Origin of the sequence: Streptomyces canus (assembly GCF_001514145.1) — a bacterium.
Classification (GTDB): domain Bacteria; phylum Actinomycetota; class Actinomycetes; order Streptomycetales; family Streptomycetaceae; genus Streptomyces; species Streptomyces canus.
Map to the genome: position 1 here is coordinate 145,295 of NZ_KQ948671.1, position 22,200 is coordinate 167,494.

The following is a 22,200-nucleotide window of genomic DNA, read 5'->3' on the forward strand; positions in this document are numbered from 1 at the left end:
TGCGTTGTGCAGTCCCACAATGAGTACGTACGTCTCTTTGCGGATCGGCTGAACCATCTGGGGGCCCCATGGACGTCTGCACCCTCGGGGACCTCCTGGACGCCGTCGGCGGTACGTCCGTACGCCTGCACACCGCGCCCGCCGGGCTCGCCGTCCCGGTCACGGAGGCGCTCCTCTACGACGCCCACGCCCCGCTCCCCCAGGTGCCGGGCGCGCTGCTGCTGGCGGTCGGGGTGCGGGCGGCCACGGCCGGACCGCTGGTGAGGGCGGCCGCGGAGGCCGGGATGGCCGGCCTGGTGGTGCGCGGTGCGGACGGGCCGACGGCCGAGGCGGAGACGTACGGCGTGGCGCTGCTGTCCGTCGCCGAGGACACCGCCTGGCACCGGGCACATCTGCTGCTGGCGTCGGCGATCGGCGCCCGGCCGGTCCCGGCCACGGGCGGCCACGGCGACCTCTTCGCGCTCGCCGACGCCATCGCGGCGGCGACCGGCGGGGCGACGGCCGTGGAGGACCCGCGCCGGCGGATCCTCGCCTACTCCACTGTCCCCGGCCAGCCGGTCGACGAGGACCGCCGCCAGGGCATCCTGGGCCTCCAGGTACCGGCGGCTGTGGAGAACACCGAGCAGTACCGGATGCTGTTCGCGGCCGACGGCCCGCTGCGGCTGCCCGCGCTGGGGGACGGCACCCTGCCGCGCCTCGCGGTCGCCGTCCGGGCGGGCGGGGAGACCCTCGGCTCGGTGTGGGTCGTCGACGACGGCACGCTCGCGGCGGACGCGGAGGAGACGCTCGTCCAGGGGGCGACGACGGCGGCACTGCTGCTCCTGCGGGCGCGGGCGGCACAGGAGCTGGCCCGGCACCAGAACAGCGATCTGCTGCGGCGGGTGCTGGAGGGGACGGCGGACGCGGCAACGTCCGCCGTGGGACTGGGAGTCGAAGGCCCGGTACGGGTGGCCGCCTTCGTCCTGGACGCGACCGGTCTTCCGGACGCCGAGCAGACCGCGCTGCGGCTGCTGGACGTCGTACGGCTGCAGTGCGCGGCGCGATACGGGCGGCATGCGTGTGTGCTGACCGACGGGGTGGTGTACGCGCTGTTGCCGGCGCCCGGGGAGCGCCATCGGCGGCTTGCGGAGGACATCGTCGCGCGGGCGGGACAGTCGCTGAGGGTGCCGGTGCGGGCGGGGCTGGGCGAGGTGGTGGCGGGGCTCGGGGAGGTCGCCGGGTCGCGGGCGGACGCCGATCTCGTGCTGCGGGTGCTCGGGCCCTCGCTGCCGGTGGCGACGATCGACGAGGTGCGGCCGCGGGTGACGCTGCTGCGGCTTGCGGAAGTACTCGGTGAAAAGCGGGAGTTGACCGCGGGATCCTGGCGGCGGGTGCTGGCGTACGACGACGAGCACGGGACCGACTACGCCCGCACGCTGGTCTGTTGGTTCGACGCGGGGTGCGACATGGCGGAGGCGGCGCGGCTCCTGGCCGTCCATCCGAACACGTGCCGCTACCGGCTGAAGCAGGCACGCAAGCACGTCGGGATCGACCTGGACGATCCCGACGAACGGCTGGTGCTGTGGCTGCAGTTGAGGGTGCTGGCGGGTCTCGGGCCTGGGGCGGCTGCAGGTTGAGCAGGTGGGCATGTCGGCGGGCGGTGAGTGTCGGTTGAGTACGTGGGCATGTCGACCGGCGGCGACCGCACCCACCCAGGGGCGCGGGGCTGTATCGATCTGCGGCTACCGCCGCGCGGGCGCGACCAGCCCCCACCGGACCCGCGGTCGACGACGAAGCCGCACCGCTCAGCTCAGCGCAGCGCCTCCGCGACCTCCCGCGCCGCGTCCACCACCCGCGGCCCCACCCGCTCCGGCACCGCGTCGGCCAGCATCACGACCCCCACGCTGCCCTCGACCCCGGTGACCCCGAGCAGAGGAGCGGCCGCCCCACTGGCCCCGGCCTCCAGCTCGCCGTGCGTCAGCATGTACCCTGGCTCCCCGAACCCCTGCTGCCGAGCCGCGAGAATCGCCCGCCCAGCCGCCCCACGGTCCAGCGGATGCCGGAACCCCGCCCGATACGCCACGTGATAGTCCGTCCACGTGGGCTCCACGACGGCCACGGCCAGCGCGTCGGCTCCGTCCACCAGGGTGAGGTGTGCCGTCGCCCCGATGTCCTCCGCGAGCGAGCGCAGGGCGGGCAACGCGGCCTCCCGTACCAGCGGATGCACCTGCCGCCCGAGCCGCAGTACTCCCAGCCCCACCCGGGCACGCCCGCCCAGATCACGCCGAACGAGGGCGTGCTGCTCCAGCGTGGCCAGCAACCGGTACACCACGGTCCGGTTCACACCCAGTTTGTTGGAAAGCTCGGTGACGGTGAGCCCGTGGTCCGTGTCGGCCAGGAGCTTGAGGACACGCAGTCCCCGGTCAAGCGTCTGAGAGGTCTCCGCGGTCACGACGCCCACTCCTCCAAGTGGTGAGGTCGGCGGGCCCCTCACGGCGGTGCGTCACCGAGTCCCGTCGGTGACGCGCTTCAGAGGCCGCCGATCGGACGGCGGCCCGGTCTGTTCCGGACCGCGTCGCTTCACGGCTGCGCTCCGCGGCGGCGCTGCCACGGGGCGTGTGCGTAGCGGGACAGTAGCGAAGCGGGTTCGCTCAGCGGAAGCCTCCGTCCAGAATCCGGGCAGTAGCCGGTACGGACCACTCCGTTTGTCCTGATACGTACGGTCCCGCGCCGCGAGGCGACAGGCGCCCCGCGTCACCTCATCCGGGTGGCCCACTCCTGCACCTTGGCGATCCGCTGCCGCAGCTGACCGGCCGTGGCCTCGGCACTCGGCGGTCCACCGCACACCCGGCGCAGCTCGGTGTGGATCACTCCGTGCGGCTTGCCGCTCTGGTGGACGTAGGCACTCACCATCGTGTTGAGCTGCTTGCGCAGCTCCATCATCTCCTTGTGCGAGACGACGGGCCGCCGCTCGGCGGGCAGCTCGAGGAGGTCCGCCTCGGCGTCCGGCTTCTTACGGCTGTGCGCGATCTGCCGGGCCTGCCGCTTCTGGAGCAGCAGCTGCACCTGGTCCGGCTCCAGGAGCCCGGGAATCCCGAGGTAGTCCTGCTCCTCCTCGCTCCCCGGGTGCGCCTGCATGCCGAACTCGGCACCGTCGTAGAGGACGCGGTCGAAGACGGCCTCGGACTCCAGCGCCTCGAAAGCGAACTGCTCCTGCTCGCCGGTGTCCTCGTCCTCCTCCTTGTTCGCCTCCTCCATCTCCTTCTCGGACTCGGCGTAGGGGTCCTCCTCACCCTCCTTCTTCGGCTTGTCGAGGGCGTGGTCCCGTTCCACCTCCATCTCGTTGGCGAAGGTCAGGAGGTCCGGGACGGTCGGGAGGAAGACGGAGGCGGTCTCACCGCGCCGCCGGGACCGTACGAAACGGCCGACGGCCTGCGCGAAGAAGAGCGGCGTGGAGATGGTGGTGGCGTAGACGCCCACGGCGAGGCGGGGCACGTCGACGCCCTCGGAGACCATCCGGACGGCGACCATCCACCGGTCGTTGCTCGCACTGAAGTCGTCGATCCGCTTGGACGCGCCGGCGTCGTCGGACAGGACGAGGGTCGCCTTGTTGCCCGTGATCTCGCGGATCAGCTTGGCGTACGCGCGCGCGGAGTCCTGGTCGGAGGCGATGACGAGGGCACCGGCGTCCGGGATGCCCTTCCTGACCTCGGTCAGCCGCTGGTCGGCGGCGCGCAGGACGCTCGGCATCCACTCACCGCGCGGATCCAGGGCCGTACGCCAGGCCTGGCTGATCGCGTCCTTGGTCATGGGTTCGCCGAGCCGGGCGGCGATCTCGTCGCCGGCCTTGGTCCGCCAGCGCATGTTGCCGCTGTAGGAGAGGAAGATGACCGGCCGCACGACATGGTCGGCCAGCGCGTTCCCGTACCCGTAGGTGTAGTCGGCGGCCGACCGCCGGATGCCGTCGTTGCCCTCCTCGTACGCCACGAAGGGGATGGGGTTGGTGTCGGACCGGAAGGGCGTACCGGTGAGCGCGAGCCGGCGGGTGGCGGGCTCGAAGGCCTCCAGGCAGGCCTCGCCCCAGGACTTGGAGTCACCGGCGTGGTGGATCTCGTCGAGGATGACGAGGGTCTTGCGCTGCTCGACCCGGTTGCGATGGAGCATGGGCCGTACACCCACGCCCGCATAGGTGACGGCGACGCCGTGGTAGTCCTTGCCGAGCGGTCCGGCGCTGTACTCGGGATCGAGCTTGATCCCTATCCGCGCCGCCGCCTCGGCCCACTGCTTCTTCAGATGCTCGGTGGGCGCGACGACCGTCACCTGCTGCACGACATGGTGGTGCAGCAGCCAGGAGGCGAGGGTGAGGGCGAAGGTGGTCTTGCCCGCGCCGGGGGTCGCGACGGCCAGGAAGTCGCGCGGCTGCTCCTGGACGTACTTGTCCAACGCCCCTTGCTGCCAGGCACGCAGCTTGCTGGCGGTACCCCAGGGGGCCCGGCCGGGGAAGGCGGGGGAAAGGTGGTGGGAGGAGGCGGCGGTGGTAGTCACGGTCTCCGTCGGGGTCGAGCGGCTCGGCGTGTCTTCGGCGGTGTCTTCGTTCGGCTGTGTATGACGACCGGGTCACCTTACCGGCGGGCCGATGCCGTCAACGCGCGGACGGGGCCGGGGCGGCGGCGGGTGGGACCGAGGTCACATCACCGCTCGGCCAGGTCTCGCAGCACCTCGGAGATTGCCTTGACCTCGTCCGGGCCGCCGGTCGCCACGGCGATGACCAGTCGCTCGGCCGCGTCGACGTCAGGGCGCAGCTGGACGTCGTTCATAGCCAGGAAGGCGACACAGGACACCCAGGCCGTGCGCTTGTTCCCGTCGATGAAGGGACGGTTGATCGCCAGTGACTGCAACAGCGCCGCCGCCTTGTCGAACAGGTCGGCGTACGCCTCCTGTCCGAACATCGACGCGGAGGGGCGATGCACGGCCGACTCCAGCAGACCCGCGTCGCGAACAACGACGCCCTGGTCATCGACAGCATGCTGGGCGATGGCCAGGACGTCCTCAGCGGTGTCAAACTGGTACCACTCATGCATGCCGCGTCCGCAACCGCGTGGTCACCCACGCCCCCACCAACGCCACCCCCGCCATGGGCAGGAACACCACGGCGAACGCGGCCGGATGCGAGCCGGACGCCTCCGTCGCCGTATGGCTCACCGTGCCGCCGCCCAGCGCCGCGAAGGCCGCACCCCCCGCCGCCAGCAGGACGGCGTTGGAGAGGCCGTCGGAGATCTGGAGGGAGGCGGAGTTGGTGCCGGCCTCCTCGGGGGCGGAGAGATGCAGCAGAAGCACACTCGACGAGGAGATCACCAGTCCCATCCCGAAGCAGCCGAAGCCCCAGGCGACGGCGACGGTCCAGACGGGCACGGAGTGGATCAGCACACTCGGCGCGGCGGCGATCGCGGCCGCGACCAGCACCATCCCCCCGGTCATCAGCCGTTCCCGGTACGGCTCCACCCGCGCCCGCGACTGCACCCACGACCCCAGCGCCCACGTAACGCCGCCCGCCGCGAGCGAGAACCCGGCCAGCGTCGGCGACAGCCCCCGCTGGGTGACCAGCATCAACGGCACGAAGGACTCGGCGGCGACGAAGGACCCCGCGGCGACCCCGCGCAACAGCACGACGGAGGGCAGCCCGCGCGCCGCCCGGTACGTCCCGCGCGGGAGCAGCCCGAGCACGGCCGGCACGAGCAGCGCGACGCCCGCGAGGCCGGGGAGCAGGGAGAGGGGACGCAGATCCTGGGCGGCGTACTGGAGGAGCCCGGCGCCGAGGGAGATCCCGAGGGCGAGCCGGATGCGGCGACGGTCGAAGGCGGCCTGTCCATGGTCGTCGTCGACCGGACCGGACGCCCGCCGCCGTATCTGCGGCAGGGCGAGCACCAGCGGAAAGACCACCAGCACCGGAATCCCGACGAACACCCACCGCCACCCGAGGTGCTCGGTCACGGCCCCGGCCGCGAGCGGCCCCACGATCGAGGGCACGACCCAGCCCGCCGCGAACGCCGCCATGATCGCGGGCCGCAACCGCTCCGGGTAGGCCCGCCCGACGACGACATACAGGGCCACGATGACCAGCCCGCCCCCGAACCCCTGCACGGCCCGACCGAGAATGAACTGCCACATCGCGACGGCCGTCCCGGACAGCAGCAGCCCGGCACCGAAGCCGGCGATCCCACCGGCCAAGGCCCCGAGCGGCCCCCGCCGATCCGCCCACTGCCCGGCGAGCACCATCCCGAACAGGCTGGTGGTGAAGTACCCGGAGAACGCGAACGCGTAGAGCGCGACCCCGTCCAACTCCCGCGCGGCAACCGGCATCGCGGTCCCGACAGCGGTGGCCTCGAACGCGATGAGCAGCACGACGGACACGATGCCGAGACTCAGCGCCCGGTACGAACGCCCCAGCACCCCCTCCCCCACCTCGTCACCGGACAGGACCTCAGGCTCGCCGACGACACCGGCATCACGCGGTTCCAGAACTGCCATGCCCGCCAGAGTAAGGTCCACAGCCCCCGTTGACCCCTGTCAAAAGCCCGCCCGGCCCTGAGACCTTGGTCGTACGACCAGCGCAATTCCACCGAGCTCGGCAGGAACACCTCGCTCCACCGACCCGGCCGTGTGCCCGAGTGCTTCAGGGACTCGCCTGCACTGCATCCATCAGCGAGCTCCGCTCGCGGGGAGTTACACGAGTTCGATTCCCGCCACGGCCTCTTCCGCCAGCGCCCGCCTTCCCCCGCGATGAGCCGCGCACCGCTGAGCGGTGTGCACAGGGCAGCCTCCACGGTGTCCAGCCGCGTCACGACACGTAGTGGGCATGGCGCACAGCTTTCATGAACGGCGTATGGCAGTCCCATTGCAGCACCCAGGAAACCCTTGAGCCTCCCCGCACCCTCGCCATACGGTCGCATCACAGCGTTCGGAACGAGCACCTCGCTCAACCCGACCCGGCCGTGTGCCCGAGTGGTTCAGGGACTCGCCTGCAAAGCGAGTTACGCGGGTTCGATTCCCGCCACGGCCTCTGTAGTGCAGAGACAGGGGCGGCGTCTTGTTCAAGGCGCCGCCTTCTTCGCTGTGCAGCGCTCTACGCTTGCGGTCGGCAGTGGTGCGAGCAAGGAGTGTGGACGTGTTTGAGGCCGCAGCGGAGCAGCCCTTTCCCGAGAGCTACCGGGTGGACCGGGAACCGGCTCCGCATGCGCTGCTCGAGCCCGTGCTCGGGTTCCTCGGGGTGTGGCGGGGGCAGGGGCGCGGTGGGTATCCGACGCTGGACGGCGACTTCGCGTACGCGCAGGAGGTCCGCTTCAGTCACGACGGTCGGCCCTTCCTCCGGTACGAGGCGCGGGCCTGGCTGCTCGACGGGGACGGGGCGCCGTTGCGGCCGGCGGCCCGGGAGAGCGGGTGGTGGCGACTTCAGCCGGACGGCCGGGTGGAGGCGCTGGTCACCCAGCCCACCGGCATCACCGAGATCCTGGTCGGGCATGCGGGACAGGGCGCGGTCGATCTCTCCACGCACACGGTGGCGCTGACCCCGACCGCCAAGGAAGTGACCGCCACCCGTCGCCGCTACACCCTCGCCGACGCCGGCACTCTCGACTTCGTCCACGACCTCGCGGCTGTCGGGCAGCCCCTGCAGCACCACCTCTCGGCGACCCTGCGCCGCGCGGTCGGTCAGAGCACCCCGCCCACCTCGTCCTGGAACAGCTCCGTCCAGTAGTGCCAGTCGGCGTCCGTCGTCGTGCCCGTCGGGTCGATGGTGGACAGGGCCCGGACCATCGTCTTGGCGACCTGGACGTACAGCGTGTTCGTCAGCTCGTGGGCGAGCGACTCGTCTATCTGGCGCTCCCGGTGCAGGAGCCAGAGGGTGAAGGCGAGGGTGGAGATGTCGGTGTTGAGGGGGTGGAGGGTCGCTTCCCGCTCGCTCCAGTTCAGGACCGCGCCCGTCTTGCCGTCGACCACCAGGGTGTTGTCCTCTATCAGGTGGCCGAGGACGATCAGGTGTTCGGCGCGGGGCGGGAGCGCGACCAGCTGGTCGGCCCGGTGCTCGGCGAGGGTCGGCAGCGGGGCGTCCGGGTCGGTGTGGAAGAGGACGCCGTCCTCGGGCAGGCCCGTCTCCGCCAGGAAGCGGCGGGTCGGGGCGTGCGTGAGCGTGGACGGGAAGTCGATGTCCTCGAAGCGGACGACGTGGCTGCGGCCGAACTCCTGGTCCAAAAGGCGCGGCGGGAGGTCCAGGGCCAGGCCGGACGCCGTGCCCGGACCCGCCACCAGGGTCAGGGGGCGGATCAGGGCCGCGATCTTCCAGAACGTCGGCACCTCGCCGCCCGTGCCCTCCTCGAACACCGTCAGCAGCTGACGCGTCGCCTCCTCCACGGCCGTAGGACCGAAGCGGCCGGCGTACGCCGCGAACTGGCCGCGCACCTCCGTCAGTTCGTCCGTCGCCGTCGCGAAGCGGACCAGGGTGGGGAGGGAGGGGGCCAGCGGGGTGCGGTCCATCAGATCCGGGCGGGCGTGGAAGAACGCCGTCGTCGAGACCTCGCCCGTGACTCCGTCGAGCAGGACCGACTCCCGCTCCCTGCCGTGCAGATCCGTCAGCCCGCCTATCACCAGCTGGTCGCACAGCTCCTGGCTGAGCCGTCCGCCCGGGTCGGCCGTCGCGTCCGCGACCGTCCGCAGGCCCTCCCGGCGCAGCTCCTCGAAGGTGAACAGGTCGCTGTCGGCGGGCAGTCCGGGGCCGCTGAGCCAGCGGCGGGTCGACACATGTGTGATGTACGGCTGCAGTTCGTCCTCGGTCAGTCTGATCGCCGCTACGGCGGCATCGGTCGTGCTCATGGCTCCCCCGTGTGCTTCGTACGCAGTCCCCTGGCCGGGCACGGCACGGCGAACCCGTCGGGCCTGCGCTCGTCCCCCACTGCTCGAAACACTACGCGCCACCACTGACAACGCCCCCGTACCAAGGAGACGTCAGAGCGCCCTCGCGCGTTCCCGCCCCGCGAGAATCGCCTCCACCGTCTGTGTCGGGGGCAGTGCGGAGGTGTCCAGCCACAGGCCGATCCGCGGAGTCGACGTCCGCAGCGCCTCGTCCAGCGCGGGGATCGTCCACGCCTCGCCGTCGTAGCCCGTCTTCGCCCGGCCGGCCTCCCGGGCGGCCACCGCCCCGGCGTCCGGTACCAGGACGACGACATACAGCGGCCGGGTCCGGACCAGCCCGACGTACGCCGTCAGGTCCTCGCCCAGCACCACATCCTGTACGACGGCCGTGAACCCGGCCTCGGCGTATGCGTCCGCCGTCGCGGCCGACAGCCGGTACCGCAGACGGAGTTGGGCCGAAGCCTCGCCGGAGGCGCCGGGCAGGTACTCCGCACGCCCCGACACGATCATCCGCCGGAACACGTCCCCTCGGACGTGCGCCGCCCTCGGCAACCGCTCGGCCAGTGCCTGCGCCACCGTCGACTTCCCGGCCGCCTCCCCCGCTGCCTAAAGGGCGCGGGAGGTGCCCCCATCGCCGGTGACCAGCACGACCCCGCGCATCACGCGAAGTACACGCCGCCCACCACGACCACGATCGCCGCGACCACGAACAGCAGGATCCACAGCGCCAGCTTGCCCAGGCCGGGCGGCGGTTCGTACTCGCGGGGCTCGTGGCCAGGAGAGCTCATCGGTCCGTCACCACCGCGGCCTGCGGACGGATCGGGAGCCGGTTCACGGGACGGCCGGTAGCGGCCCGTACGGCCGACGCGACGGCCGCCGGGGACGTGACCACCGGCACCGCGCTGGCGGCCTTCGCCCCGAACGGGGCGACCACGTCCCGCTCCTCGACGAGCTTGACGATCCGGATCTCCGGCGCGTCCAGGGCCGTCGGCAGGGCGTACCCGGTGAGGTCGGGGTGGCGGATCAGCCCGCGCGCGCTGCGCAGGTTCTCCGTGAGCGCTATCCCGACGCCCTGGGTGACGCCCGCTTCGATACGGGCCTCCAGCTGGGCGGGGTTGAGGATCCGGCCGACGTCCTGGGCGAGCGCCAGCTCGACCACGCGGACGGAGCCGAGTTCGATGTCGACGTCGACCACCGCGCGGATCGCGCAGAACGCCATACCGACGAAGGCGTCGCCCTGGCCGGCTTCGTTGAGGGGTTCCGTCGGGTGCGGCCGGCACTGGGCGGTGGCCCACAGTTCCTTGCCGTCCATGGCCTCGGTGACGGTCGTCGACAGGACTCCGTCGTACGAGGTGATCTTGCCGTCGGTGATCTGGAGCAGTTCGGTCGACATGCCGAACTTGTGCGCCAGGGGCTGGAGCAGCTGGGTGCGGACCATCTTGGCCGCGCGCTCCACCGCGCCGCCCGAGACCCAGGTGTGACGGCCGCGGCAGCCCGGGCCGGCCGGGGGCTGGTCGGTGTCCACGGGGGCGACGTGCACCTCGTCGATGCCGAGGGTCTCCTGGACGATCTGGCGGGCCAGGGTGGTGAATCCCTGACCGGTCTCGACGGCCGCGCAGAGCACCGTGGCGACGCCGTCCTGGACCCGTACGGTCGCCGTGGAGACCTCGTCCGCGCCCTCCGTGCCGAGCATGTGCACCATGCCGAGGCCGTAGCCGACGCCCCGGCGGATCGCGCCCGGTTCGCCCGCGCCCTCGGGGCCGCCGGGCAGCAGCCACTCGTCCTCGGGGGTGTCCTTGGGGAGGGCGGGCAGCGGGAAGTCCCGTACGGCCTGGAGCAGTTCCGCGACCGGAGCGGGGCAGGTGACCGTCTGGCCGGTCGGGAGTATGTCACCGGTGGCGAGGGCGTTGCGCAGGCGCAGTTCGGCCGGGTCGACGCCCAGCTTCTTGGCCAGCTTGTCCATCTGCGCCTCGTAGGCGGCGCACACCTGCATGGCGCCCTCACCGCGGACATGGCCGGAGGGCGGGTTGTTGGTGCGGACGGCCCAGCCCTCGATGAAGGCGTTCGGGACGACGTACGGCCCGCAGGCGAAGCCCACGGCGGCGGCCAGGGCCTCCGAGGAGGTGTCGGCGTAGGCGCCCGCGTCGAGCAGGATCTGTGCCTCGACCTTGACCAGCTTGCCCTCGGCGTCGGCGTGGTGGCGGTATCTCAGCAGGGTGGGATGACGGTGCACATGGCCGAGGAAGGACTCCTCGCGCGTGGCCGTCAGCTTGACCGGGCAGCCGGTCTTGAGCGCGAGCAGGCCGAGCGGAAGCTGGAAGCCCTGGTCCTCGCGGTCGGCGGTGGCGCCGGGGACGCCGGTGACGACGACCTTGACGCGCTCGGGCTCGAGTCCGTAGCAGGCGGCGGCCGTGTCCCGGTCGGCGTGCGGGTCGGTGGAGGCCAGGTAGAGCTCGACACCGCCGTCGGGGCGGGGCACTGCGAGGCCGGCCTCGGCGCCGATGGGGGCGGGGTCCTGGCGGCCGATGCGGTACTGGCCCTCGACGACGATCTCACCGGTCGCGGAGGGGTCTCCGTGCTGCAGCGGGATGTGCCGGACCAGGTTGCCGTCGGGGTGCAGGGGCTCGGCCTCGAAGGCCTGCTCCGGGTCGGTGACCGGATCGAGGACCTCGTACTCGACGATGACGGCGGCCGCGGCCATGCGCGCGGTGTCGGGGTGGTCGGCGGCGACGGCCGCGATGGGCTCGCCGTGATGGCGTACCACCTCGGAGGCGAAGACCGGACGGTCGGCCTTGCCGCGGCCGTGTACCGGGCTGCCGGGCACGTCCTCGTGGGTGACGACCGCGCGGACTCCGGGCATCTCACGCGCGTGGGAGGTGTCGATGGACACGATGCGCGCGTGCGCGTGCGGGGAGCGCAGGACGGCCGCCCACAGCAGGCCCTCGGCCCACAGGTCGGCCGCGTACGGGAAGGTGCCCTCGGTCTTCGCGCGGGCGTCGGCGGGCTGCAGGGAGACGCCGATGCCGTGCGGAATCGGCTCGGGGGCGGGTGCTGCCTCCGCGGCGGTGGTGGTCGCGGTGGCGGCTTCGTTGCTCACGCCTGGCCTCCGTCCTGTCCGTGTCCGTATGCCTGCTCATGCGGTCCGGCGGTGCCCGGGAAGCCCGGGGAGTCGAACGCCGACGGGTGGACGCTGCCGCCCCCGGGGCCCGCCTGATGCGGGATACGTGCCTCGTCGCCGTCCGTCTCACCGTCGCCCGTCGCGTGTGCCTCGCGCTCGGCGACGACCTCCTTGACGGCGTCGACCACGCCCCGGTAGCCGGAGCAGCGGCAGAGGTTGCCGCACAGCGCCTGGCGGGTCTCCAGCTCGGTGGGCGCGGGGTTGCCCTCCAGCAGGTCGTGCACGGTCATCGCCATACCGGGCACGCAGAACCCGCACTGCACGGCGCCGCACCGGGCGAGCGCCCGCTGCACGTCGGAGGGCCGGCCGTCCTCGGCGAGACCCTCGACGGTACGGACCTCGCTGCCGGCGGCGGTCACCGCGGGCACCAGGCAGGAGGCGACGAGCCGCCCGTCGACCTGGACGTTGCACGCCCCGCACTCGCCCTGCGAGCAGCCGTCCTTGGCGCCGGCGAGACCGAGCCGCTCGCGCAGCACGTAGAGCAGCGACTCACCGATCCAGGCGTCGGTGACGGGGCGGTCGACGCCGTTGACGCGCAGGACGTAGGAGGCGAGGGGGTGTTCCTCGCCGGGGAGCGCGGGGGCCCGGCCGTCGGGGTTCTCGTCGGAGTCGCTCGCGTGCTCCTCCGCGGCCTCCGGCGCCGGTTCGTCGCCGCCGTCGGCGGGGGCGTGCTCCGTGCCGGGCTCGGCGAGGCCGTCTGCGGGGCTGTCAGCGGCTTCCAGGGCCTCTTCGGGGCCCTCGGAGACCCTTGGGGGCGCCGATGCCTCACCGGGGCCGGGAGAGAGCTGTGAGGCGGTTGCGGAGGGGCTGTCCCCATAGGGCTCGGCGAGGTGGCGGGGCTGGGCGGTGTCGTGCAGCTCGGCGAGACGGATGCCGTGGCCGTCGCTGTCGGCGTGCGGCTGCGCGGAGTCCCGGGCCGCCTCGTGGGACGCCTCGTCCGGCTCGGGCCGCTGCGGCGCGTCACCGACCGGGCCACCGTGCCGCTCGTCGACATCACCGGCCGGTCCGGCGCCGGCGGGCACGTGCGCGTGGCCGTCGCTCACAGGACCGGTGGGGCCGTCGCCCACCGTCCCACCGTGACCGTTGCCGTAGCCGCCACCGTGCTCGGGTCCCGCTCCCGGGCCGTCCTCGGGCTGGTCGTCCCACGGCTGCGCCGGCTGCGTCGCCCAGGGCGCGGCCGCGCCGCCCGGCAGGGTCGCCGGAGGGGTGCCGCCCCACTGCTCGACCAGGGACGACGTGGTGAACTCGCCCGATTCGTCCGGGAGGTCGCCGCCGGCGACGGGGATCGACCACTGCCCGGTGACGTCGTGGCCCGGCGCGGGCGCGGCCGCGGTGTCCTCGACGTTCCACTGCTGGGTGGTCGCGGGGTTGTACGTGAACTGCCCGGTGTGGCCCTGCGGCAGGGTGCTCGGGTCGGGCCACTGCGCGCCCTCGGCCGGCACGGCCCAGTTGCCCGTGGCCGCCGGGTCGGTCCCGTCGCCCGGCGTGGCCGTTATCTGCGGCGGCACATAGCCGTGACCGGGCGCGGCGAGTGGGCTGTCGGCGGAGGCCAGGAGGGCGTCGATGCCCCCTTCGGGGAGCTTCACGAAGGCGGTCGCGCCGTCGTCGTAGTCACCCTGGGGCAGCGGGTCCCAGCGGCCGGCGGCCCTGGGCGTGCCCTCTCCGTGCTGGTCGTCGGTCACGAAAGTGCCCTCCCCAGTGCTCGTCGGGCCAGCGCGGCGACAGTGCGCCGCAGATGCAGTACTGCGGGTGGATGCTGCGGCACGGAGCCGTCCGCGGCCGGTGCCGGGTCGGGGATGCAGGCCGCGGACACGTATTCGCCGAAGGCCTCCAGGGCCTCCGGGACGATCGCGCGGTTGTTGTCCCAGTCGATGAGCCGGGCGACCCACTGCTCGGCGTCCAGGGGCCGCAGCGGCATCGGCGCTATGGCACCGACGGCGCACCTGACCCCGCGCCGGGCCGGGTCGAGGACCAGCGCCACGGAGGCCATCGCGCGGCCCGGGCCGGTGCGGCCGGTGACCTTGAGGAAGACCTGCGGGGCGTGCAGCAGCGGCACGCGCACGTAGCCGATGAGTTCGCCCGCGCGCAGCATCTCCATGCCGGCCAGCAGGTGCGAGACCGGCATCTCCCGACGGGCTCCGTCCGGGCCCGCGATGATCAGCGTGGCTTCGAGGGCGGCGAGGACGGGCAGCGCGTCCCCCGTGGGGGCCGCCGAGGCGATGTTGCCGCCCAGGGTGCCCGCGTTGCGGATCTGCGGCGGGCCGGCGGCGCGGGCGGCGGCGGCGAGTGCGGGGATGAGGGCGGCGAAGTCGGGGCGGCCCATGCGTGCGTGCGTGAGTCCGGCGCCGAGGAGCGCGTGGCCGTCCTGGTACTGCCAGCCGCGGATCTCGCTGATCCGGCCGAGGCCGACGAGAGCGGCGGGCCTGAGCTGCCCGGAGTTGACGGCGGCCATCAGGTCGGTGCCGCCGGCGACGGGCACGGCGGCGGGCATGGCGGTGAGGGCCGCCACGGCCTCGTCCAGCGTCGTGGGCAGCGTGACGGCCTGCGCCGCCTGCGGTGTGTGCGTGGTCAAACCGGCTGCCCCTTCCCGCTGCCCCACCTGGTCCTGCTGGTCCTGCCTGCTTGTTGCCGTACGGTACGTGCTGACAGGGCGGACGTGGCAACTCTGGCACATCTTCGCAACACCCGAAGACAGGGGTCCGCTAGGAGGCGTTCGGCGACATTCGCCCGCCCCAGCAGGCAGATGGTCCGTTTTCGCACGGGATCACCTACACGTGCCGATTGACACTCTTCGGTGACCCTTAGGGCTCTTTTTCCCTTACTTGTTCGGAGGCGCTCCCTCGATGGGCCGGCCGAGCACACCGGGCCGCTTCTGCCACGGCAGCGGCCCCGTGGGCGGCCGGTAGCCGACGCCCAGGGCGTCGAGCAGCTCGTAGTGGGCGGCCATCCGCCGCTCCAAGTCGGCGAAGTCCCGTTCCGCGGGGGCGGGCAGAGGACTCCAGGCCACTTCGGCGAAGGCTGCCAGCCGGGGAAAGGTCTGGTAGTCGACGCGCCCCTGGTCCTCCATCACCTCGGTCCACACGTTTGCCTGCGCACCGAGGACGTGCGCGGCCTCCTCGGGCGTCAACTCCGGTGGAACGGGCTCGAACCGATAGACGTCCTCCAGGGTGCGGACGTAGGCGATGGGGACCGGCTCGTCCGCACCCGCGTCCTGCCGGTAGTCCAGGTACACCTGCTGCTCGGGGCACATGACGACGTCGTGGCCCGCGCGGGCGGCCGCGATGCCGCCCGCGTAGCCGCGCCAGGACGAGACCGCCGCGCCTTCGGCGAGTCCGCCCTCCAGGATCTCGTCCCAGCCGATGAGTCTGCGCCCGCGCGCGGAGAGCCACTTGTCGAAGTGTCCGATGAACCAGGACTGCAACTCGTCCTCGTCGGCGAGGCCGAGTTCCTCGATACGAGCCTGGACGAGGGGCGACTCCCGCCACTGCTCCTTGGCGCATTCGTCGCCGCCGATGTGAATGAACTCGGAGGGGAACAGCTCCAGCAGTTCCTCGAACACGCCCTCGTAGAAGCGCAGGGTGTTGTCAGTGGGGGCGAGTACGTTCAGAGAGATGCCCCAGCTGTCCCAGACCGTGAGGGAGGTCGTGTCGATGACGTCGGTGTTGCCGAGTTCCGGGTACGCGGTGATGGCGGCCTGCGAGTGTCCGGGTACGTCGATTTCGGGGACGACGGTGATATGCCGCTCGGCGGCGTAGGCGACGATCTCCCGGATGTCGTCCTGGGTGTAGAAACCACCGTGCGGCTTCTCCTCCCACAGCGGTGAGGCCCCGTGGCCGAATTTGGTACGCGCCCGCCAGGAGCCCACCTCGGTGAGCCGGGGGTACCTCTTGATCTCGACCCGCCAGCCCTGGTCGTCCGTCAAGTGGAAGTGGAAGACGTTGAGTTTGTGCGCGGCCATCAGATCGAGGTAGCGCAGCACTCCGTCCTTGGACATGAAGTGCCGGGCCACGTCGAGCATGAGGCCGCGCCAGCGGAATCGGGGAGCGTCGCCGATGGTGACCGGGGGCACCTCCCAGGTGCGCTCGGAGGTGACGGGGGCGCGACGGAAGGCGGCGGGGCCGAGCAGCTGACGGAAGGTCTGGGCGCCGTAGAACAAGCCCTCCCGGCCTGCCCCGTCGATGACGACGGCGTGCTCGTCCACGGTGAGGCGGTACGCCTCGGGGCTGCCGAGTTCATCGGCGAGGGTCGGCGTGATCCGCAGCAGGATGCGGCTTGCGCCGGAGGTGTACGGCTCCAGCGGCAGCCCCGTCGCCGCGCCGACGGTCGCGCGCAGCCAGCGGGCCACGCCTTTGGCGTCCCGGCCGGCCTCGATCTCGGTGTCCTCGTCGAGGACGAACGGCCGCCCTTCGGGGCCGCCGACGCTCGACGGCGCCGGAATCAGTGAAGTCACGTCAGTCCTTAACCGCTCCGCCCAGCCCTGAGACCAGGCGTCGCTGTACGAGTACGAAGAACACCAGCACCGGAATCGTCATCACCGTCGACGCGGCCATGACCCCGCCCCAGTCCGGCTCGTCCGGCTTGTAGAAGACCAGCAGGGCCATCGGCAGGGTCGACTGCGAAGTGTCGCTGATGATGAACGACTTGGCGAAGAGGAAATCGTTCCAGGCCGAGATGAAGGAGAACACGCTCGTGGCCACCAGGCCGGGGAGGACGAGGGGGAAGAGAATCTGCCACAGGAATCGCGCGCGGCTCGCCCCGTCGATGTACGCGGCCTCCTCCAAAGCCTCCGGTACGGCCTTCACGAACCCCCTCAGCATCCAGATCGCGAAGGGCAGCGAGAAGGCGATGTGGGGCAGGATCAGCGAGCCCAGCGTGTTCAGCAGACCGAAGTCCCGCATCTGGAAGAACAAGGGGATGGTGAGGGCCTCCACGGGCACCATCTGGGCCACCAGAAACATGATCAGCAAGGTGGTCCGGAAGCGGAAGCGGAATCGTGTCACGGCGGTCGCCGCGAGAAACGCGATCAGCGCCGAGACGATCACGACACTGCACGCGACGACAAGGCTGTTGACGAAATACCGACCGAAATCCTGCTGTCCGAACACCCGCCGGAAGGAATCCAGCGAGGGCGCGAGGGTCCAGGGCCGGGGCTCGGTCGACTCGACCTCTCCGGCCGGCTTGAAGGCGCTGAGCAGCATCCAGTAGAGGGGGAAGGCGACCACCAGGGCGATGAGCAACGCCGAGGCCTCCGCGGCCAGCCGCCAGGGACGCCGTAGAAGATTCACAGCTCCTCCCCCTGGCGGTGGAGCAGCCGCAGGTACCCGAGCGTCACGGCGAGCAGGATCAGCAGCATCACCACTCCGATCGCCGAGCCGAGGCTGTACTGCGAGGAGGCGAACGCCTGCTGATAGGCGTAGACGTTCAGGACCAGGTTCTGGCCCGCGATGCCGCCGCCGTTCGTCATGACGTAGATCTGTGTGAAGACCTTGAAGTCCCAGATGACCGACTGGATGGTGACGACGGTCAGGATCGGCCGCAGCATCGGCGCGAGCACCGACCGCCAGATCCGCCACTGCGAGGCACCGTCCAGCGCGGCGGCCTCCAGCACCTCGGCCGGTACGGCGCGGATCCCGGCGTAGACCGTGACCATCACGAACGGGAAGGAGCACCAGACGACTTCGAGCAGGACGAGGAAGAAGGCGCTGAGCCGCCCGTACGTCCAGGAGTGGTCACCGAGCCCCAGGATCCGGTTCACCGGGCCGAAGTCGGGGTCGAAGAGGAACAGCCAGACCGTCGACCCGGTCACGGCCGGTGTCGCCCACGCTCCGAGCGCGGCCAGCATCAACGCCAGCCGCGGCACGGCACGCACGCGCGTGAGGAGCACCGCCAGCGCGCACCCGACGGCGAGCGTCGACACGACACAGCCCGCCGCGAACAGCACGGTGGCCAGCAGCACCTGCCAGAACTCCGGGTCGGAGAACAGCGCCGAGTAGTTCCCGAACCCCTGGAACGTGGTCGGTTCACCGCCGCTGACCTGAGCCTGGGTGTACTGGAAGAGGGAGATCAGGCCGAGCTGGTAGATGGGGTAGACGAGCAGTCCGCCGAGGACGACCAGGGCGGGGGCGAGATAGAGCCAGGGCGCCCGGGTGGCGCGGTGGGTCGCCGAGGTCACCCGACGGTTCCGAACGCGTCGTTCATCTTCTTCGCCGCTTCCCCGGAGGCCGCCGCCACGCTCTTCTTGCCGCTGATGACCTCCTGGAACATCGTCGGCAGCACCAGCGAGGAGTCGATCTGCGACCACGCGGGCGACGCGGGCACGAACTTGGTCCCGGCCGCGAGGGTCTGCGCGAACGGCTTCACATACGGCTGCTGGGCCGCGACCCGCTGCCGGACGTCCGCGAAGGTCGGCAGGAAGCCCATCGCGTCGAACATCGACGCCTGCGTCGTCTTCGACGTGAGCTGCTCCATCAGCTGGACCGCCAGCGTCCGGTGGGACGTGCTCTTCAGCACCCCGATGTTGTTGCCACCGGCGAACGCGGGAGCGATCGACCCCGCGGAGACCCCCGGCAGCGGCACCACCGCGTACTTGCCCTTGACCTTCCCGGCCTCCACCGCCGTATGGCTGAAGTCGCCCCCGATCGCCATGCCGGCCTTGCCCGCCGCGAAGGCGGTGATCGTGTCGTTGCCGCCCATGCCGGCGCACTTCGCGGCGGGGCAGTTGTCGTCGGTGAAGAGCGAGGTGTACTCCTTGATGCCCTTCTGGGCTGCCGCGCCGGAGATCGCGGAGGCGTACGAGCCGCCCTTGCCGGTGGCGAGTTCGCCGCCGTTGGCCCAGATGAAGGGCATCGCGCCGTACGTGTAGGCGCCGCCGACGACCAGGCCGTACAACTCGGGCTCGGCGGCGCGGATCTTGCGGGCGGTCTCGGCCAACTCGGCCATGGTCCTGGGTGCTTGCAGACCGAGTTCCTTGAAGACGTCGGTCCGGTAGTACAGCGCGCGGACGCCGACGTAGAAGGGCGAGCCGTACACCTTCCCGTCCACGGTGACCGACGTCTTCGCGGTGGGGTCGGTGTCCTTGGCCTCGGTCCAGGCGCCGAACTCCTTGGTGACGTCGAGGAGTCCGCCGTCCTTCACATAGCCGGCGGTGTCGGTGTTGCCGTACTCCATCACGTCGGGCGCGGAGGACGGGTCGTTGAAGGCGGCCTTGACGCGCTGGGCGCGGGTCTCGATCGGGATGTACTCGACGTCGACCTTGGTGCCGTCGTGGGCCTTCTCGAAGGCGGCGACGGCGGCGTCGACGACCTTCTTCTTCGGCTGGTTGCCGACTTCCTGGAAGAGCCAGACGCGCAGGGTGCCCGTCTTGTCGTCCTTGTCGGAGGAGGAGTTGGAGGAGGTCTGGGGGGCGCAGGCCGTGACGACCAGGGCCGTCAGAAGCAGGGCGGGCAAGCGGGGGGAGAGCTTCATGGAGTGATCCTCCGGGCGTGCGTTGCAACATACGCAATGGCGGTTTCGCTCAACGCAACGGAGGCTATGGCTTGCATGAACACGCCCACAAGAGGTCTCAACCAATTCGTGACACGCAAAAGGCCCCTGAGGCGCGCGGGACGCGTCTCAGGGGCCTCGTGAAGCTCAGCCGGGCAGCGGGCCTACTTGTCGCCGCCCTTGTCGTCGTCCCCGGAGCCCATGGACTCGTAGATCTCCTTGCACATGGGGCACACGGGGTACTTCTTGGGATCGCGGCCGGGCACCCACACCTTGCCGCACAGCGCCACGACGGGGGTCCCGTCGAGGGCGCTCGCCATGATCTTGTCCTTCTGGACGTAGTGGGCGAAGCGCTCGTGGTCGCCGTCGCCGTGGGACACCTGCGGCGTCGGCTCTACGAGGGTCCCCGTACCAGTCCCGCGCTCGGGCTCGAGAGTGCTCATACGGCCAAGAGTAATCAACCGCCGAGCACTATGGATCCCTGGCTGGTACAACGAGCGCCGCGGGTTGCGATGCCGCGATGACGCCGGGCCCCGCGTCGCCGCTCAGTTGAGCGACGGGTCGTCCGCGTACGTGGCCACCATCGCCAGCTCGCTGCGCTGGCGGCGCAGGACCTCGCGCCAGAGTCTCTCGGGGAACGGGGAGGAGACGTCACCGGGTTCCGACTCGACGACGTACCAGGCGCCCTCCACCAGCTCGTCCTCCAGCTGGCCGGGGCCCCAGCCGGCGTACCCGGCGAAGATCCGCAGGCTGCCGAGGGCCGAGGCGAGCAGTTCCGGCGGGGCCTCCAGGTCGACCAGTCCGATCGCGCCGTGCACTCTCCGCCAGCCCAGCGGGGCCCCGTCGACGGTCCCGCCGCCGGGGATCACGGCGACCCCCAGGGCCGAGTCCAGGGAGACCGGGCCGCCCTGGAAGACGACACCGGGTTCGCCCGCGAGGTCGGCCCAGCCCTCCAGGATGTCGCCGACGTCCACCGGGGTGGGCCGATTGAGGACGACACCGAGGGAGCCCTCCTCGTCGTGGTCGAGAAGGAGCACCACCGCACGGTCGAAGTTCGGGTCCGCCAGGGCGGGCGTTGCCACGAGCAACCGCCCTGTGAGCGAGGACACCTCGGTCATGCCAGACATGATCCCGCATCTTCCCTCCGCGTGGGGAGGCAATGCCTCTACGGCAGTGGATGCAGCTCAGAGCGCAACGATGCGCCCCACGCGCACAACTTGAGCCCGTGACCGCATGTGCCCGACACGGAACCGTTCGTGTTGTGACACAGCTATGACGTGTCTGGGCGGCACTTGGGCTTACAGAAGGGGGGTGGGCGGCGATTACCCTTTCCCTTCTGCCCCCTGCCCGACTCATCGGAACGCGAGATACATGACCGTCAACGGCTCTGACGACGTACTGATTGTCCACGGCGGAACCCCGCTGGAGGGCGAGATCCGGGTCCGCGGTGCGAAGAACCTCGTACCGAAGGCCATGGTCGCCGCCCTGCTGGGCAGCGAGCCGAGTCGACTGCGCAACGTTCCGGACATCCGTGACGTGCGGGTCGTACGCGGACTGCTGCAACTGCACGGGGTGACGGTCCGTCCGGGTGAGGAACCGGGCGAGCTGGTGATGGACCCGACGCATGTCGAGAGCGCGAACGTCGCTGACATCGATGCCCACGCCGGTTCCAGCCGCATCCCGATCCTGCTGTGCGGTCCGCTGCTGCACCGTCTCGGTCACGCCTTCATCCCCGGCCTCGGCGGCTGTGACATCGGCGGCCGGCCCATCGACTTCCACTTCGAGGTGCTGCGGCAGTTCGGCGCGACGATCGAGAAGCGCGCGGACGGGCAGTTCCTGGAGGCACCGCGGCGGCTTCGGGGTACGAAGATCACCCTGCCGTACCCGTCCGTCGGCGCGACCGAGCAGGTCCTGCTGACGGCCGTCCTGGCCGAAGGTGTCACCGAGCTCTCGAACGCCGCGGTGGAACCGGAGATCGAGGACCTGATCTGCGTCCTGCAGAAGATGGGCGCCATCATCGCGATGGACACCGACCGGACCATCCGCGTCACGGGCGTGGACCGGCTCGGCGGCTACAACCACCGCGCCCTGCCGGACCGCCTGGAGGCCGCCTCCTGGGCGTCCGCCGCGCTGGCGACCGAGGGCAACATCTACGTCCGCGGCGCCCAGCAGCGCTCGATGATGACGTTCCTGAACACCTACCGGAAGGTGGGCGGTGCCTTCGAGATCGACGACGAGGGCATCCGCTTCTGGCACCCCGGCGGCCAGTTGAAGTCCATCGCGCTCGAGACCGACGTGCACCCGGGCTTCCAGACGGACTGGCAGCAGCCTCTGGTGGTCGCGCTCACCCAGGCCACGGGTCTGTCGATCATCCACGAGACGGTCTACGAGTCGCGCCTCGGCTTCACCTCGGCGCTGAACCAGATGGGTGCTCACATCCAGCTGTACCGCGAGTGCCTGGGCGGCTCGAACTGCCGCTTCGGCCAGCGCAACTTCCTGCACTCGGCGGTGGTCTCCGGCCCCACCCGGCTCCAGGGCGCCGACCTGATCATCCCCGACCTCCGCGGCGGCTTCTCGTACCTGATCGCGGCGCTGGCGGCCCAGGGCACGTCCCGGGTCCACGGCATCGACCTCATCAACCGCGGCTACGAGAACTT

Annotated in this window: 18 protein-coding genes, 2 tRNA genes and 1 pseudogene; 5 read left to right on the forward strand and 16 right to left on the reverse strand. The window is 71.3% G+C overall.

The annotated features are described in order from the left end of the window. Positions 1-68: 68 nt before the first annotated feature. Positions 69-1,616, forward strand: coding sequence for a PucR family transcriptional regulator (locus AQJ46_RS39060; protein ID WP_059210087.1), 1,548 nt, complete (start codon positions 69-71; stop codon positions 1,614-1,616). A gap of 173 nt (positions 1,617-1,789) precedes the next feature. On the opposite strand, the gene AQJ46_RS39065 is transcribed toward AQJ46_RS39060, so the two are convergent. The 4 genes from AQJ46_RS39065 to AQJ46_RS39080 all read right to left on the reverse strand — a co-directional run bounded on the left by AQJ46_RS39065 (position 1,790) and on the right by AQJ46_RS39080 (position 6,507). Continuing rightward, positions 1,790-2,431, reverse strand: a complete 642-nt coding sequence (locus tag AQJ46_RS39065) for an IclR family transcriptional regulator (RefSeq protein ID WP_057610834.1) — start codon at positions 2,429-2,431, stop codon at positions 1,790-1,792. A gap of 302 nt (positions 2,432-2,733) precedes the next feature. Beyond that, a complete protein-coding gene (locus AQJ46_RS39070) occupies positions 2,734-4,524 on the reverse strand; it encodes a DEAD/DEAH box helicase (protein ID WP_057610958.1) in 1,791 nt (596 codons plus the stop codon). A 146-nt stretch (positions 4,525-4,670) separates the two neighbouring features. After that, positions 4,671-5,060, reverse strand: coding sequence for a type II toxin-antitoxin system death-on-curing family toxin (locus AQJ46_RS39075; RefSeq protein ID WP_059210088.1), 390 nt, complete (start codon positions 5,058-5,060; stop codon positions 4,671-4,673). Continuing rightward, the gene (locus AQJ46_RS39080) at positions 5,053-6,507 is read right to left on the reverse strand and encodes an MFS transporter (protein WP_059210089.1); all 1,455 of its coding nucleotides are present in this window, start codon (positions 6,505-6,507) and stop codon (positions 5,053-5,055) included. Before AQJ46_RS39080 ends, AQJ46_RS39075 begins: the two co-directional genes overlap by 8 nt. 126 nt (positions 6,508-6,633) lie before the next feature. On the opposite strand from AQJ46_RS39080, the gene AQJ46_RS55660 reads away from it, so the two are divergent. The 3 genes from AQJ46_RS55660 to AQJ46_RS39090 all read left to right on the forward strand — a co-directional run bounded on the left by AQJ46_RS55660 (position 6,634) and on the right by AQJ46_RS39090 (position 7,732). After that, positions 6,634-6,731 (forward strand) — tRNA-OTHER (locus AQJ46_RS55660). A gap of 236 nt (positions 6,732-6,967) precedes the next feature. Then, a tRNA-Cys gene (locus AQJ46_RS39085) sits at positions 6,968-7,039 on the forward strand. 105 nt (positions 7,040-7,144) lie between these two features. After that, positions 7,145-7,732 carry an FABP family protein gene (locus AQJ46_RS39090; RefSeq protein WP_059210090.1) on the forward strand — a complete coding sequence of 196 codons (588 nt, stop codon included), beginning with the start codon at positions 7,145-7,147 and terminating at the stop codon, positions 7,730-7,732. Here the strand turns inward: AQJ46_RS39090 and AQJ46_RS39095 are convergent. The 12 genes and pseudogenes from AQJ46_RS39095 to AQJ46_RS39145 form a co-directional block, all read right to left on the reverse strand. Next, positions 7,687-8,844 carry an SUKH-4 family immunity protein gene (locus tag AQJ46_RS39095; protein ID WP_059210091.1) on the reverse strand — a complete coding sequence of 386 codons (1,158 nt, stop codon included), beginning with the start codon at positions 8,842-8,844 and terminating at the stop codon, positions 7,687-7,689. The two genes, AQJ46_RS39090 and AQJ46_RS39095, sit on opposite strands and share 46 nt — an antisense overlap. Before the next feature lie 132 nt (positions 8,845-8,976). Then, positions 8,977-9,477 (reverse strand): annotated as a pseudogene (locus tag AQJ46_RS39100) (AAA family ATPase); the annotation flags it as partial. A 65-nt stretch (positions 9,478-9,542) separates the two neighbouring features. Then, positions 9,543-9,671: a hypothetical protein gene (locus AQJ46_RS58545; protein WP_263972892.1), complete on the reverse strand. Its 129-nt coding sequence runs from the start codon at positions 9,669-9,671 to the stop codon at positions 9,543-9,545. Then, the gene (locus tag AQJ46_RS39105) at positions 9,668-11,980 is read right to left on the reverse strand and encodes a xanthine dehydrogenase family protein molybdopterin-binding subunit (protein ID WP_059210092.1); all 2,313 of its coding nucleotides are present in this window, start codon (positions 11,978-11,980) and stop codon (positions 9,668-9,670) included. Before AQJ46_RS39105 ends, AQJ46_RS58545 begins: the two co-directional genes overlap by 4 nt. Beyond that, positions 11,977-13,743, reverse strand: coding sequence for a 2Fe-2S iron-sulfur cluster-binding protein (locus tag AQJ46_RS39110; protein WP_059210093.1), 1,767 nt, complete (start codon positions 13,741-13,743; stop codon positions 11,977-11,979). The genes AQJ46_RS39105 and AQJ46_RS39110 overlap by 4 nt, the downstream gene beginning before the upstream one ends. Next, a complete protein-coding gene (locus AQJ46_RS39115) occupies positions 13,740-14,633 on the reverse strand; it encodes an FAD binding domain-containing protein (protein WP_057610828.1) in 894 nt (297 codons plus the stop codon). The genes AQJ46_RS39110 and AQJ46_RS39115 overlap by 4 nt, the downstream gene beginning before the upstream one ends. 246 nt (positions 14,634-14,879) lie before the next feature. Then, positions 14,880-16,511 (reverse strand): beta-N-acetylhexosaminidase, encoded by a 1,632-nt coding sequence (locus tag AQJ46_RS39120; RefSeq protein WP_059210094.1) that lies wholly within the window; start codon positions 16,509-16,511, stop codon positions 14,880-14,882. A 1-nt stretch (position 16,512) separates the two neighbouring features. After that, on the reverse strand, positions 16,513-17,346 hold the full coding sequence (locus AQJ46_RS39125; protein WP_059210095.1) for a carbohydrate ABC transporter permease: 834 nt from the start codon (positions 17,344-17,346) through the stop codon (positions 16,513-16,515). Then, positions 17,343-18,233: a carbohydrate ABC transporter permease gene (locus AQJ46_RS39130; protein ID WP_059210096.1), complete on the reverse strand. Its 891-nt coding sequence runs from the start codon at positions 18,231-18,233 to the stop codon at positions 17,343-17,345. The genes AQJ46_RS39125 and AQJ46_RS39130 overlap by 4 nt, the downstream gene beginning before the upstream one ends. After that, positions 18,230-19,525, reverse strand: a complete 1,296-nt coding sequence (locus AQJ46_RS39135) for an extracellular solute-binding protein (RefSeq protein ID WP_059210097.1) — start codon at positions 19,523-19,525, stop codon at positions 18,230-18,232. Before AQJ46_RS39135 ends, AQJ46_RS39130 begins: the two co-directional genes overlap by 4 nt. Positions 19,526-19,707: 182 nt before the next feature. After that, on the reverse strand, positions 19,708-19,986 hold the full coding sequence (locus tag AQJ46_RS39140) for a DUF3039 domain-containing protein (RefSeq protein ID WP_057610823.1): 279 nt from the start codon (positions 19,984-19,986) through the stop codon (positions 19,708-19,710). A gap of 102 nt (positions 19,987-20,088) precedes the next feature. Then, positions 20,089-20,661, reverse strand: coding sequence for a YqgE/AlgH family protein (locus AQJ46_RS39145; protein ID WP_057610822.1), 573 nt, complete (start codon positions 20,659-20,661; stop codon positions 20,089-20,091). Positions 20,662-20,914: 253 nt separating this feature from the next. Here AQJ46_RS39145 and murA point away from each other — a divergent pair. Beyond that, positions 20,915-22,200 (forward strand): UDP-N-acetylglucosamine 1-carboxyvinyltransferase (murA, locus tag AQJ46_RS39150; protein WP_059210098.1); only part of this gene is annotated, 1,286 nt, incomplete at its 3' end.